At 65.5% G+C, this 13,806-nt stretch carries 12 protein-coding genes and 1 tRNA gene; 5 read left to right on the forward strand and 8 right to left on the reverse strand.

Annotated elements, in window-relative coordinates:
* Positions 1–48 precede the first annotated feature (48 nt).
* From KUV49_RS11900 to KUV49_RS11925, 6 genes are all read right to left on the reverse strand, one after another.
* A complete protein-coding gene (locus tag KUV49_RS11900) occupies positions 49–2,298 on the reverse strand; it encodes a xanthine dehydrogenase family protein molybdopterin-binding subunit (RefSeq protein ID WP_222450131.1) in 2,250 nt (749 codons plus the stop codon).
* A gap of 1 nt (position 2,299) precedes the next feature.
* Positions 2,300–2,758: a (2Fe-2S)-binding protein gene (locus tag KUV49_RS11905; RefSeq protein WP_222450132.1), complete on the reverse strand. Its 459-nt coding sequence runs from the start codon at positions 2,756–2,758 to the stop codon at positions 2,300–2,302.
* Positions 2,759–3,360: 602 nt separating this feature from the next.
* Positions 3,361–3,437: transfer RNA gene (locus KUV49_RS11910), tRNA-Arg, on the reverse strand.
* A gap of 73 nt (positions 3,438–3,510) precedes the next feature.
* Entirely contained in the window at positions 3,511–4,905 is a 1,395-nt protein-coding gene (locus KUV49_RS11915; protein ID WP_222450133.1) for a sensor histidine kinase, read from the reverse strand.
* Positions 4,906–4,930: 25 nt separating this feature from the next.
* A complete protein-coding gene (locus tag KUV49_RS11920; RefSeq protein WP_222450134.1) occupies positions 4,931–6,349 on the reverse strand; it encodes a dihydrolipoyl dehydrogenase family protein in 1,419 nt (472 codons plus the stop codon).
* Positions 6,350–6,352: 3 nt separating this feature from the next.
* Entirely contained in the window at positions 6,353–7,084 is a 732-nt protein-coding gene (locus KUV49_RS11925; protein ID WP_222450135.1) for a TVP38/TMEM64 family protein, read from the reverse strand.
* 281 nt (positions 7,085–7,365) lie between these two features.
* Here KUV49_RS11925 and rpmH point away from each other — a divergent pair, with 281 nt between their 5' ends.
* Genes rpmH through KUV49_RS11945 form a run of 4 tightly spaced genes read left to right on the forward strand, consistent with a single transcriptional unit; the run spans position 7,366 to position 9,027 of the window.
* The gene (gene rpmH, locus KUV49_RS11930) at positions 7,366–7,500 is read left to right on the forward strand and encodes a 50S ribosomal protein L34 (RefSeq protein ID WP_005980833.1); all 135 of its coding nucleotides are present in this window, start codon (positions 7,366–7,368) and stop codon (positions 7,498–7,500) included.
* Positions 7,501–7,524: 24 nt separating this feature from the next.
* Entirely contained in the window at positions 7,525–7,917 is a 393-nt protein-coding gene (rnpA, locus tag KUV49_RS11935) for a ribonuclease P protein component (protein WP_222450136.1), read from the forward strand.
* Positions 7,914–8,162, forward strand: coding sequence for a membrane protein insertion efficiency factor YidD (gene yidD / locus KUV49_RS11940; RefSeq protein ID WP_222450137.1), 249 nt, complete (start codon positions 7,914–7,916; stop codon positions 8,160–8,162). The genes rnpA and yidD overlap by 4 nt, the downstream gene beginning before the upstream one ends.
* The gene (locus KUV49_RS11945; protein ID WP_222450138.1) at positions 8,149–9,027 is read left to right on the forward strand and encodes a sulfotransferase domain-containing protein; all 879 of its coding nucleotides are present in this window, start codon (positions 8,149–8,151) and stop codon (positions 9,025–9,027) included. The genes yidD and KUV49_RS11945 overlap by 14 nt, the downstream gene beginning before the upstream one ends.
* 273 nt (positions 9,028–9,300) lie before the next feature.
* Here KUV49_RS11945 and KUV49_RS11950 read toward each other — a convergent pair whose 3' ends face one another.
* On the reverse strand, positions 9,301–10,671 hold the full coding sequence (locus KUV49_RS11950) for an ammonium transporter (RefSeq protein ID WP_222450139.1): 1,371 nt from the start codon (positions 10,669–10,671) through the stop codon (positions 9,301–9,303).
* A gap of 247 nt (positions 10,672–10,918) precedes the next feature.
* Entirely contained in the window at positions 10,919–11,872 is a 954-nt protein-coding gene (gene speB / locus KUV49_RS11955; protein WP_222450140.1) for an agmatinase, read from the reverse strand.
* A gap of 240 nt (positions 11,873–12,112) precedes the next feature.
* Between speB and guaB the strand changes: the two genes are divergently transcribed.
* Positions 12,113–13,561 (forward strand): IMP dehydrogenase, encoded by a 1,449-nt coding sequence (gene guaB, locus KUV49_RS11960; RefSeq protein WP_222450141.1) that lies wholly within the window; start codon positions 12,113–12,115, stop codon positions 13,559–13,561.
* Positions 13,562–13,806: the final 245 nt, after the last annotated feature.

Here is a 13,806-nt window from a genome sequence, read left to right on the forward strand (position 1 = left end):
ACCCTCTGCGGGGAACGGCAAGGCATCGTCACATACGCCGCTTATGCGTCACGCGAAATCGACGAACTTGCTGAACGGCATTTCCCGCAGGCGCGTGCCGGTGGCGGCGAAAATGGCCGCCGCCAGGGCCGGGGCAGCGGGTGGCACCGGCGGTTCGCCGACGCCGCGCACTCTGTCGCCGTTTTCCAGCCCGCGCACCTCGATCCGGGGTGTCTGATACAGGCGCATCGCCTGGAAGCTGTCGAAATTCTGCTGTTCGGCGCGGCCGTCGGCATAGGTGATTTCACAATTCATCGCGTGGCCCAGTCCGAAAATGACACCGCCGGCGACCTGGTTCTCGAAATTCAGCGGATCGACCACCGTGCCCACTTCGGCGGCGACCCAGGCGCGGCGAATCCGCAGGCCAGAGTCCGTCGTTTCAACCTCGACCACCTCGGCGCAGGGTACGCCGAAGGACTTGGTGAAGGCCACGCCGCGTCCCACGCCATCGCCGGGATCGGGGCCTGTCCAGTCGCTCATCTCTCCCACGGCCTCCAGCACGGCGCGGGCCAGCGGATCGTTGCAAAGCCGAAGCCGCTCTTCCAGCGGGTCGGCGCCTGCGGCATGGATCAGCTCGTCCAGCCCCGCATTGTAGAAAAACCCGTTCGTGGAGGCTCCGACCGACCGCCAGGAACTGATCGGTGCCAAGGGCGGAGCACGGTAGCCCGTCACGCGGTGATGGGGCAGGGCGAAAGGCTGCTCGAACGCCCCGGCCACGATCTGGCTGTCGGGGCCGGGCACGCTTTGGCCCTGCCGTGCCATCTGGGACAGGATGACCGAAGGCATGGCGATGCCAAGATCGAACGCCTCGACGCGGCCGTCGCGCACGGTTCCGCGCATTCTGCCCATCGCGATCTGGCGCGGGAAGTCATGGGTCATGTCCTCCTCTCGCGAATAGGTCAGCTTGATCGGAATGCCCTTCATCTGCATCGCGATCTCGGTGGCGTGTCTGACCACCGTATCTTCGAGCCGGTGGCCGAAACTTCCGCCGATCATCTGCACGTGGAGAGTGATGTTCTCTTCCGCAACGCCGGTGATCCGCGCCACATTGGCCAAAACGAAGCGCGGTATCTGCGTCCCTGTCCATATCTCGACCGAATCCTCGTCGACGCGGACGGTCGCGTTGACGGGTTCCAGCGGCGCGTGGGCAAGGTAGGGCGCACGGTACTCGGCCTCGATCACATCGCCTGCGCGCGCGGCAATCGCTGCATCGACGTCTCCGTCATCGCGTTTGCGGCTGTCCAGGGCGTCGTCGTTGAAACTGTCCGACAAGGCTTGCCAGTGATCGTCCATTTCCGGCGGCACCGGGCCGTCTGGCCAGCTTACGGCCAGAGCACGCGCGCCCTTGAAGGCGGTCCATGTGGTGTCGGCGACAACGCCCAGCCCGCCGGTGATCTCGACCACGGACTGAACGCCGGAAATCTTGAAGGCTTCGCCGGTGTCGTAACTGCCCAGGGCACCGATCTGCGCGGGGTTCAGTACGACCGTGGCATGAACCATGCCGGGCAGTTCGACATCTATCCCGTATCCCTGCGTTCCCGTCGATTTCGCCACCATGTCCAGCCGCGGCGTCGCATGACCGATCAGTCGCCATTCGGAGGGCTGGCGCAACGCGACCTCCGTGACAGGCTCGACTTCGGTCAGCTGCGCGGCAAGGTCCGTATAGGCCAGCGTCGATCCGTCCGGCAGCAGTACCGCGCCATCCTTCGTCGAGAGCGTATCGGTCGCATGGCCCGTCGCGCGGGCGGCGGCAGCCTTGAGCGTCTCACGCGCGGAGGCGCCTGCGGCCCGCAGCTTGTCGAACCCGTCGGGCGTCGTGGTGGAGCCGCCGGTGATCTGCAAACCCAGGAACTTGGATGCGGCGGACACGACCGTCTCGGCCGCGTCTCGTCCAAGGCCGTCCCCCGGAACAAGGAAGGCCGCGGTTTCCTCGGCCAGCGCCCGGTTCCAGTAGGCCACGTCCGGCGGGCCGGGATCGACCGAGACCTGATCCAGCGTGACATCCAGTTCCTCGGCGAGCAGCATCGCCTGCACCTGGTAGGCGCCCTGGCCCTTGTCGGCGCGGGGCGTGATCAGGGTGATTCCGTCGGGACGGATCAGCACGTATGGCGTCAGTGCCGCCTCGCCATCGTTGAGACCCGCCAGAAGCGGATTGGCGTAGGGCGTCCTGTAGCGCCAGACGCCAAAGGCCACGCCCCCCGCGGCGGCCACGGCCCCGACAAGGAAGCTTCGGCGCGCTATTTTTCCGGCCCGGCTCATCCTAGGCGCCCTTCAGCTTTGCAGCCGCGACCCTGACGGCGGCGCGAATGCGCGGATAGGTGCCGCAGCGGCAAAGGTTGCCGGACAGGGCCTTGTCGATCTCGTCATCGCTCGGGTCGGGCATCTCAGACAGCAGGGCCGCGGCCTGCATGATCTGGCCGGATTGACAGTATCCGCATTGCGCCACCTGCGTCTCGATCCAGGCTTGCTGGACCGGGTGGGGCGACTCGGGAGTGCCAAGCCCGTGGATCGTGGTGACAGCACCCCAGACATCCAGCGCCGGAACCTGGCAGGATCTCACGGCCTCGCCATCGATATGAACGGTGCATGCACCGCATTGTGCGATCCCGCAGCCATATTTCACGCCGGTCTTGCCCAGCAGGTCGCGCAGCACCCAGAGCAGCGGCATATCCTCGGCGACGTCGATATCGTGCACCGTGCCGTCTACGGTCAATTTCATGGCGACCTCTTTGCCGAACACCTCATGGCAAGGGTATACTCATGCGGTCGGATGTCGAGGGGGACGCCACGTGACAGGGGCGCTGAAAGGCGTGCACCGCAGGGTGTCTTAGAGGGGTGTCGAATGCCGGGCGAAAGCGACTCGAAGCTACGGTTTTCTGGGTTGTGACAGTGGGCCGTGGCAAGCAGGTCCGATCCAACCGCCGAACATTGCCGACCCAGACCAGACCTTGGGCGTGGAACTGGCGAGGGTCCACTATGTGGACGAAACGGACGTTGTTTTCTGACGGTGAGAAGACGCGCATCGACGGGCCGTGGTGCGGAGAACCGACGATGGTGATGGGCAGTTCATGCCTGCCAGGCACACCCGACCTGAGGGCGTGGCACTTCACCTGCCAAATCGCCGTGCCGGGGGACGACCCGGCGATGCGCGGCGGGCTTCGCCCTTGTTCCGCGCAGGTGCTTTATGACTATGGCAATAATGGGTTTCTTCCCGTCATTCTCTGCACTGTCCACGAAGGCCCATCTTCGTGTGCAGTTCGCAAGCCGGGTCAGCGAAGTGACGCAAAGGTCAATTTCGCCTGACGTTCTACAGGGGGGAAGTGGCGGACCGAGGAGGATTCGAACCCCCGACCCCCTGATTCGTAGTCAGGTACTCTATCCAGCTGAGCTATCGGTCCGTGAGGACGAGCATCTAGACTCAAGCGCCGTGCAATGCAAGGGGGCCGGCGCGGAAAATCCGAGGAAAACCCGTCAGTCCAGTTTCAGGCCGCCGCGGGGCAACGAAATCCGAAACACCGTGCCGCTGTCGTCGGTCCGTTCAAGGTCCAGCGTGCCGCCGTGACCGCGGATGAGCTCGGCGGCGATCGACAGGCCGAGCCCCGTGCCGCCCTTGGTCGCTCCGCCATGGAAGGGCTGAAACAGGTGTTCGCGCGCCTTGGCCGGCAGGCCCGGGCCGGTGTCGGCGACATGGATCAGCCATGCGTCGCCGGTTTCCTGTCCTGAAATGGCGATCTCTCCGGGCTTGCCGCTGTTGACGATGGCCTGCCGGGCATTGCGCACGAGGTTGGCTATCACGCGGTAGAGCTGTTCGTGGTCCGCGCGCACCACAAGCGCCGTCGGCACGTCCTCGGCAAAACTGATATCGGCGTCGCCCACGGCCAGACGCTCGCTTTCGATCACGTCCGACACCACGTCGATCAGCGCGAAACGGCCCAAGGTGGGCGGCTGTTCCTCGGCCTTGCCATAGGCCAGCGTGGATTCGCACAGGTGCACGGCGCGGGCGATGGAGTTGACCAGCTTGGGCGCCATGCGCTTGACCGCCGGGTCCTCGCTCATCTCGATCCGGTCGGTGAAAAGCTGTGCGGAGGTCAGGATGTTGCGCAGGTCATGGCTGACCTTGGCCACCGCGCCGCCCAGCTGGGCCAGGCGCTCGCGCTGGCGCAGGGACGATGTCAGCTGGGTCTGAAGCTTGTGCAAGGCCTCTTCGGCCTGGCGGATCTCGGTGGTGGTGGACCGAGGCGTGATCACCCGGTTCGCGTCCTCGGGGGCTTCGGCATAGCGGGTCATGTGCCGCGCGACGCTGGCGATGGGCCGCACCAGAAAGCCGCGCACGGCAAAATAAAGCAGGGCGGCGGTCACGACCGAAATCATCGCCGACAGGAACAGGATACGCAGGCCGTAATCCACCATAGCGGCGCGCAACTCGTCCGTCAGCAGGGTGATCTCGATCAGCAGACCGCCCATCTGCGACGGATCGCCGATCACCCGGATCATCTCGGGTTCAGGCGTGGCAAGCCGGGTCACGGCGTCCCCGATCAGTTCCAGAGGTGTGGCATCGCGCAGATCGAACGTGTTCACGATGGGCGAGGGCATGGGTGCAGACAGCATCAGCTGACGCGCCTCGTCACGCCGCAGTACCACGTTGAAGACGCCTGCATTCTGCAGAAGTTCTTCCTGCAGCTCGTTCGAGATCTCGTCGCTAGCCAGCAGCGCCAGGGACGCGATTTGGGCACGTTCCAGCCGGTCCATCAGGAAATCTTCGCGGAACCGGGCGATGGACGGGAAAAAAATCAGGACCTCGGCCAGCATGACGAATACCACGGTCAGGATCAGGAACCGTCCCGAGAGTGATTTCAGAAACCCCATCTTTGCCGTTCCGTCGCCTTGTCTCTCAGGGCAGCCAGCGCTGCACCAGCCGCACGATCCGCTTGACCCCGTCGCTTTCGAACAGCCGTGGCGTGAAGTACGCCCCCGCCGCCCGTTTGTTGAGTTCCCCCAACGTGGGGTAAGGCGCAACCATGGCGCTGATATGCTTCATTTTCAAGTTGTTGGCGAGGGCCAAGGCCCAAGTGTGTATAAGCTCGCCCGCCTGGGCGCCGACGATGGTGGCGCCGACAGGGCGGCCGCCGACCACCATGACCTTGACGAAGCCCGTGGTCTTGCGCGTGGCGATGGCCCGGTCGTTGCCGCCATACTCGGCCCGCACGACCTCCAGCTTTGCGCCGTGTTCTTTGCGGGCCTGCGCTTCGGTCAGGCCGACCTGGGCGAGTTCGGGGTCGGTATAGGTCGTCCAGGGCAGGCGGGCGGTGCTGGCTTTGGCGGGCAGGCCCAGCACGGCGGAACGGATGACGATGCCCGCATGATAGCCCGCGACATGGGTGAATTGCAGGCCGCCCGCGACGTCGCCGATGGCGTAGACCTTTGAATTGGTGGTCTTGAGCGCGGCATCGACCTTGATACCCGCCTTGGTGGCCTCGATGCCTGCCGCCTCGAAGTTCAGCCGGTCGATATTGGGCTTGCGGCCCACGGCCACCAAAAGGTGCGAGCCCTTGAAAACCTGGCCGTCCTTGGTTTCTACCTCGATCGCCCCGGCGGTGCCGCGCACCTGCGCTGCGGTCGCGCCCTCGACGATCTTCAGCCCTTCCTCACGCAGGTGGTCCAGCACCAGTGCCGCCGCCTCGGGGTCGTCCTTGCCAAGCGCCTTGTCGCCTTCGATCACCGTGACCTTGCAGCCCAGCCGCAGATGCGCCTGCGCCATTTCAATGCCGATGGGCCCGCCGCCGATTAGCAGCAGGTGCTCGGGCTTTTCGCGCAGGTCGAACAATGTTTCGTTGGTCTCGTAGGGCACGTTTTCCAAACCCGGGATGGGCGGTACGAAGGGCGAGGAGCCGGTGGCGATGACGATGCGCCGGGCGCGGATGGTGGTGTCGCCGACCTTGACCTCGGTTGGCGAGATGAACTGGCCGTAGTCGCGGATGACCCTGACGCCAAGGCCCTCGAACCGTTCCTGGCTGTCATGCGGGGCGATGGTGGCGATCACGTCCCGAACGTGATCCTTTGCGGCGGCGTAGTCCACCTTGGGCACGACATCGGCGACGCCGTAAGGGGCGGCGTGGGCCTGGCCATGGGCGGCCTTGGCCGAGGCGATGAGGGCCTTGGAGGGCACGCAGCCGAAGTTGAGGCAGTCACCGCCCATTTTGTGGCCTTCCAGAAGGACCACGTCGGCGCCCATCTGCGCCGCGCCGGAGGCGACGGAGAGGCCGCCGGACCCGGCCCCGATGACGAGGATGTCAGTCTTGATGTCGGCCATGGCCTAGATGTCCTTCTTGCCGCGCACGGTCTTGATCACGATAGGTAGTGCTGCCAGCACGCAAAGCCCGAGAATGGGGCCGATCACCTGCGGTTCCCACAGAAGCGACAGGTCAGGGCGTTCGCCGCGGTCGAAGACCTCGCCCAGGCCGACACCGATCCAGGTGAAGACGATGGCGCCGGGGATGATGCCGATTGCGGTCGTCCAGAGGAAATTGACGAAGCGCACGCCGACCAGCGCGGGCAGCAGGTTGGCCACGAAGAACGGCACCACTGGCACGAGGCGCATCAGCAAAAGGACACTGATTTCATGCTCATGCAGGCCGGTCTTGATCTTTTTCAGAGTGCCGTCGGAGGCGTCCATCCTGGCAGCGAGCGTGCGGCCAAGGCCCCACCGTGCGGCCATGAAGATGGCCGAGGCGCCGATCACGGCGGCCGTGACGTTGAAGACGGTGCCAAGCGCGAGGCCGAAGAGAAATCCGCCGGTCACCGAGGCGACGGCTGCGCCGGGCAGCGAGAAGGCCACGATGCTCACGTAGACGGCGATGAATATCCCTGCGAGGAGGATGTGGTTTTCGTCGCGAAAGGCCAGCAAGGCCTCGCGGTTTTCGGCCAGCGTGTCGAATGTCAGGTAGTCGCCCAGCGTGAAATACCCGACGATGGCGGCGATTAGGATCACGGCCAGGGGCGCGTGGCGGATATAGGCGGGGCGCCTGGTGTCGTCGGCAGTGGCCATCTCGGGGTCCGGAACGATTGACTGTTCTTCCCTAGATGCGCGATCCTCGGGGCCGGCGCCAGACGCTTCACGCGGGGGTGATGCGGGGTGATGGGTTCTGGGCCTTTATGTCGGGATTCGGGGGGCTTTGTAACAAAGCCGGCCATCGCGGCAGGGTTTTTGTTGCAAAAGCCAATCGGATGTTTGACTTGGGTCCCGCAGGCCCCTATAGACCGGGCTTCAATACGAATTCCGGCTTTCGCGATTCCTGAGCGAGGCCAAGAACACCGGAGAGCCGAGCGATGAAACGCACGTATCAACCCTCGAACCTGGTCCGCAAGCGGCGCCACGGTTTCCGCGCGCGCATGGCCACCAAGGCCGGCCGCAAGATCCTGAACGCGCGTCGTGCGCGTGGCCGCAAGTCGCTGAGCGCGTAAGCGCCAGCCAGGACCTGTACGGACATGACACCGCCGGAGGCCCTCGTGGAAGACACGGGGAACACGCCCCCGGCGGTTTCCGTTTGCCTGGAGGTCCTGAAGAAACGCCCCGATTTCCTGGCCGCCGCCAAGGGGCGCAGGCAGGCGATGAAGGGCCTGGTGCTGCAGATGCGGGACCGGCGGGACGACAGCGACACGATCCGGGTGGGGTTCACCTGTTCCAAGAAGGTGGGCAATGCCGTCACCCGCAACCGGGCCAAGCGGCGCTTGCGCGAGGTGGCGCGCAAGGTGCTGACGGAAAACGGGAAATCCGGGCATGACTATGTGCTGATCGGGCGCGCCGGGGCCACGGTGGACCGCGATTTCCAGGGGCTGTGCGAGGATCTGCGGCGGGCGCTGGCCTCGGTGCATAGATGAGCCCGTTGGCGCATATCCTGGCCCTGCCGGTCAAGGGATACCGGCTGATCTTCAGCCCCTGGGTGGGGTTCAATTGCCGGTATCAGCCCACGTGCAGCCAGTATGCGCTGGACGCCCTGCGCACCCATGGGGGCCTGAAGGGCGGATGGCTGGCCGCGCGCCGGATCGCGCGGTGCAATCCCTGGGGCGGCTGCGGCTATGACCCGGTGCCGGGCAAAGGAGAGGCGCGCGATGAAACGTCCTGAGACGCTGGCGCAGATGAACGCGGCGCTGGCGCGGTTCGCCACGGAGCATGGCGTCGAGACGGGGCTGGCCTATCGCCCGGATCCTTCGGACATCTTCATTTCGCCCTACAGCAAGTGCGGCACCACCTGGGTCAGCCAGATCGCGCATGGCCTGCGGTCCGGCGGCGACATGGATTTCGATGAGATTTCCGATGTCGTGCCGTGGCTGGAACTGGCGCACGATATGGGCAAAGACGTTAACGCCCCGCAACCCTGGCGTCCGCGGCTTTTCAAGAGCCATCTGCCCTGGGGGGTGATTCCCGAAGGTGGGCGCTATATCGTCGTGCTGCGCGACCCGGTGGATGCGATGGTATCGCTTTACCGTTTTTTCGACGGCTGGACCTTCGAGCGCGGGGCGATTTCGCTGGAGGAGTTCGCAGAGTACTACCTGGATCGCATGGGCCGCGAGGATTACTGGAGCCATGCGTCGTCCTGGTGGGGTGTGCGCGACCGCGACGACGTGCTGTTGCTGGCCTATGAGCACATGAAGCAAGACCTGGTGAAGAGTGTCGCCCAAGTGGCGGATTTCATGGGAATATCCGATGAACGGACACGCGCCGTGGCGGAGGCGCAGGCGACGCTGGATTTCATGAAGGCGCATGGCCGGCGGTTCGACGACCATCTTGTGCGTCAGGCCCGCGACGCGGCCTGCGGCCTGCCGCCGGGCGGCGAGGCCAGCAAGGTGGTGAGCGGGCGCGCCGGCGCCGGGCGGGCGCAGATCGGCGCGGCGATGCACGAGGCCTATGCCGCCAAATGGCGCGAGACCATGGGCGCGGCGCATGGGCTGAAGAGCTATGAGGACGTGCTGACGGCGCTGAAGGCTTAACGGGGCCTTGAGCCACCGGGCGCGGATACGGGGGGGTCAAGTGCTGCGATTCGGCCCGAAACGGCATGTCGGTATCGCGTCGGTATTCCAGTGGTATCGCGACGGTGCGGATTTTCGCGTTTCGACGGTTTAACGCGGCGGCCGGTCGTGACGGATTGTTAACCGATGCGCAGGTGGGTTTTCACCCACCCTACGGGCCGGGTCGGGAGCCCGAAACGCATCGCGGCGACGGAAAGGACCCCGCCGCCGCGACACCGTGAATGTGGTTCCGGGTCAGCCCTTGGCGATGGGCGTGTCCTCGCGCGTGGGCACGTCGGGCTCCAGCCCCCAGCGCAGGCCGTCGAGACCGGCGGCCATTTCATCGTCGGTGTTGCGCAACCCGATCGTCACCTTGAGGATCAGCGCGGTGACGAGGCCGGTCACCAGACCCGCGCCAAGGCAGACCACGATGCCGATCAGTTGCATGGTCAGGCCGATCTGGCCGTGCTGGAAGGCGTATTCGCCTTCGGTGATGCCGAAATAGCCGCCGCGCGGCGTGCCAGCCTCGAGGATTCCGACCATGATCAGGCCATAGCTGCCCGCGCCGAGGAAGAGCGGCAGCAGCTTGTGCTCGTCGAACTCGCGCTTCAGCGTGAATTCATAGACTATGTAGGAGATGACCGGCGCGCCCAGCGCCACCAGGAACATCTCGCCCGGTTGGTAGACGTCGAAACCGCAGGCCCCCGCGACGTAGCCCGCCAGGGGACCCAGCAGCAGGTAGGCGTATTTCCGGGTGGCATAGGCGAGGATCCCGCCGGTCACCGCGCCGCCGGCCCAGGCCATGGCGTAGTTGTTCACGGCAAGGCCGACGCTGGTCTCGGCCATGGTGACGCTGACCGCCAGCGCCTCGGGGTCGAAGAAGAAGAGGCAGGAGACGATGACCATGGGCAGGCCCGCGAAGATGGTCAGCAGGCCCACCGCCGCCAGCCCGATGCTGGGCGCGTGGTAGCCCGAGACCAACGGGTGCGGGGCGAACATGCCAGGGCGCTTGCCCAGCATCGGCACCAGCGCCAGCGCCATGCCGGTGGGGAAGAGATAGACGAAGCCCACGCCGAAGAAGTCGTGGAAGCCTGCATTGGTCAGCGGACCAACCGAGCCCCAGGTGTAGAAGCTGAGGATCGACGAGCCGATCGCGGCCACGACGCAGAGCACGTAATAGGCCGAGGCCTTGATCCGTTCGGAGACGGCGAAGTGGAAGAGGATGTTCACGATCCCGGCAAAGACCGCGAGGAAGAAGACGAAGATCTGGAAGGTGTTCAGCCCCGGGAAGGTCGCCGGATCGGTGGTGGAGGCGTTGGCGTTCAGCATGCCGCCGAAGAGCCACCAGTCGCGCAAGCTGTCGCCCATGGTGGCGCCTTCGATGATGTAATACTGCGCCGCCCAGAAGCCGAAGCCGATGGCGAAATAGGTGGTGAATCCAAGGAAGAAGCCCATGACCTTTTCGATGGTCGAATTGAACAGGCTCTTGCGCCGCGTCGTGCCGGCGTCGATCATCAGCAGGCCGACGACGACGGTGATCGCGCCGACGGTGCCGGAAAGATAGACAAGGTTCTGGACAAGGGAATTCAGGGTGACCTGGTCGGCCTGAATGGCTGCGAGATCCATTTTGGGTGTGTCCTCCACTGTTGGGTTTCGGGTCCGTCCGTCGCCGGTCGGGATTGGCGCGCAAGCGGCGAACCAAAAGTGAACCGGAATAAGGGGCGGGTCCCGCTTTGCTTTTAGTTTTGATTAAATGTTGCGCAGAAAATGGCGTATGTGAAGGAAAAAATGGCTTTAGGTGGAAAACAGGCACGAGTTTGCGTCACGCCAAGCTTGGCGAGTGATCCAAAAGTGTACCGAAGGGCGCGGGTCGTCAGCTGCGGGCGTGAAAGATGAAGCCCAAGAGGTTCAGAAGCACCTGCGCGGCGAGGATCGAGGTGGAGCCGGTCGGATCGTAATCCGGGGCCACTTCGACGAGGTCGATGCCCACGATCTCGTGTTTTCGGGCCACCTGTTGCAGGATCTCGAGCACGTCGTAATAGAGGAACCCGCCATGGCTGGGCGTGCCGGTGCCGGGCGCGATGGAGGGGCAGAAGGCGTCGATGTCGATGGTGATGTAGACGCGGGCGCCCGCGGGGATGCGGTCGGCGGTGGCCTCCGGCCCCAGTGCACGCACCTGGCGGACCGAGAGGATATCCGAGCCGCGCGCCCGGGCGTCGTCATAGCCTTCCTTGGCGGTCGAGCTGACATTGCGGATGCCGAGCTGAGTGAGGCCGGTCACGTAGGGCTTTTCGGCGGCGCGGCGCATGGGGTTGCCGTGGCCGTGGCGGACGCCGTGGCGCTCGTCGACAAAATCGAGATGGGCGTCGATCTGCAGGATGTGGATATCGCCCTGATCGTCGAAGGCGTTGATGCAGGGGATGTTGATGGAATGGTCGCCGCCGATGGTGACGGGCAGGGCGCCCGCGGCGAGGATGGCGCGCACGCCGGTCTCGATATTGGCGTGGGATTTCACCGTGTCGGTGTGGACGATGTCGGCATCGCCGATATCGACGATGCTGACCTCGCCGGGCAGGTAGGTGGCATCGTCCTCGTGGTCATAGGCGCCGGCATGGCCGAAAGAGAAAAGCGTCGAGGCCTCGCGCACGCCGCGGGGGCCGAAGCGGGCGCCCGAGCGCCATTGGGTGCCGGCATCGAACGGCGCGCCGAGGATGGCCACGTCGGCGTCGATCCGGGCCCAGTCCGAGACATAGGGGCGTTTTCCGAAGGTGGAGATGCCGACGAAGGGCAGGTCGAGCCGGCCGCTTTCGTATCCGTGTGTGCTCATGCGCGGTGTCCTTTGGTTGAGGCGACGCTAGCTTGGCGCGGGACGTATTGGCAAGTGGGGTGGCGCGTGGGTTTTCACCCACCCTACGGGGCCGTGGCGGGCGGCATCCCGGATTTGATCCGGGATCTCGCGGCGGTGCGGCCCCCTGTCATCTGCGCGCACCCGCCAATCGGCCCTTTCCATTCCCTCCGGCGCGTGCAATAGGGAACCGCCAAACGAGCCACCCCAAGGAGATGCGCCATGGAGATTCGTGAGGCCCTCACTTTCGACGATGTTCTGCTGGTTCCCGCGAAGTCCAGCGTGCTGCCCACCACGGCGGACACGCGCACCCGCGTGACCCGGTCGATCGACCTCAACATCCCGCTTCTGAGTTCCGCGATGGACACGGTGACCGAAGGGCGGATGGCGATCTGCATGGCCCAGTCGGGCGGCATGGGCGTCATTCACCGCAACCTGACGGTCGACGAGCAGGCCAAGGAAGTGCGCCGGGTCAAGCGGTTCGAGAGCGGCATCGTCTACAACCCGGTGACCCTGCGCGCCGACCAGACGCTGGGCGATGCCAAGGAACTGATCGAGCGCTACAACTTCACCGGCTTTCCGGTGGTGGACGAAAAGGGCCACGTGGTGGGCATCGTGACCAACCGCGACATGCGGTTCGCCACCAGCGACGACACGCCGGTGCACGTGATGATGACCAGCGACAACCTGGCGATCTTGACCGAACCTGCCGACCGCGAGGAGGCCAAGAGCCTGATGAAGGCGCGGCGGATCGAGAAACTGCTGGTCACGAATGCCGAGGGCAAGCTGACCGGCCTTCTGACGCTGAAGGACACCGAGCAGGCCGTGCTGAACCCGACCGCCTGCAAGGACGGGCTGGGCCGGCTGCGCGTGGCCGCGGCCTCGACCGTGGGCGACGCGGGCTTCGAGCGGACCCAGGCGCTGGTCGACGCGGGCGTGGACATGGTGGTGATCGACACCGCCCATGGCCATTCCGAAGGCGTGGCGCAGGCCGTGGAGCGGGCCAAGAAACTGTCCAACGAGGTGCAGATCGTGGCCGGCAACGTGGCCACCGCCGAGGCCACCCGGGCGCTGATCGGCGCCGGTGCGGACGCGGTGAAGGTCGGCATCGGGCCGGGCAGCATCTGCACCACGCGGATGGTGGCGGGCGTGGGGATGCCGCAGCTGACCGCGGTGATGGATTGCGCGGCGGCGGCGGGCGACACGCCGATCATCGCCGATGGCGGCATCAAGTTCTCGGGCGATTTCGCCAAGGCGATCGCGGCGGGCGCGTCCTGCGCCATGGTCGGCAGCATGCTGGCGGGCACGGACGAATCACCCGGCGAGGTGATCCTCTACCAGGGGCGCAGCTTCAAGGCGTATCGCGGCATGGGCAGCCTTGCCGCCATGGCCCGCGGCTCCGCCGACAGGTATTTCCAGAAGGACGCGGCGAGCGACAAGCTGGTGCCCGAGGGCGTCGAGGGGCAGGTGCCCTACAAGGGCAGTGCGGCCACGGTGCTGCACCAGCTGGTGGGCGGCCTGCGGGCGGCGATGGGCTATACCGGCTGCGCCACGGTCGAGGAGATGCGCAGCAATTGCGAGTTTATCAAGATCACCGGGGCGGGGCTGAAGGAAAGCCACGTGCACGACGTGCAGATCACCCGCGAGTCTCCGAACTACCGGATCGGGTAGGGGCCTGTTTCACGGTGCGTTTTCGGCACCGGGGCGATGACATCGCCCAGGTCGGAAACGGTCGGAGGATCGGCGATGGTTCACGGCCGGCCAAGGGGTCAGCCTGGTCGGGAGACGAATGCCATCGGATACTTGAGCGCGGCGGGGACCGTTCGCGGGGTCGGGCTCGGTCGGCAAGAGCCGTGCGCCAAGCGTCCGGCAGGGTCGCGCCGCATCGACCACGACAGGTTCGGCAATCCTTCACG

The organism is Roseovarius atlanticus, assembly GCF_019802205.1.
Lineage (GTDB): Bacteria > Pseudomonadota > Alphaproteobacteria > Rhodobacterales > Rhodobacteraceae > Roseovarius > Roseovarius atlanticus_A.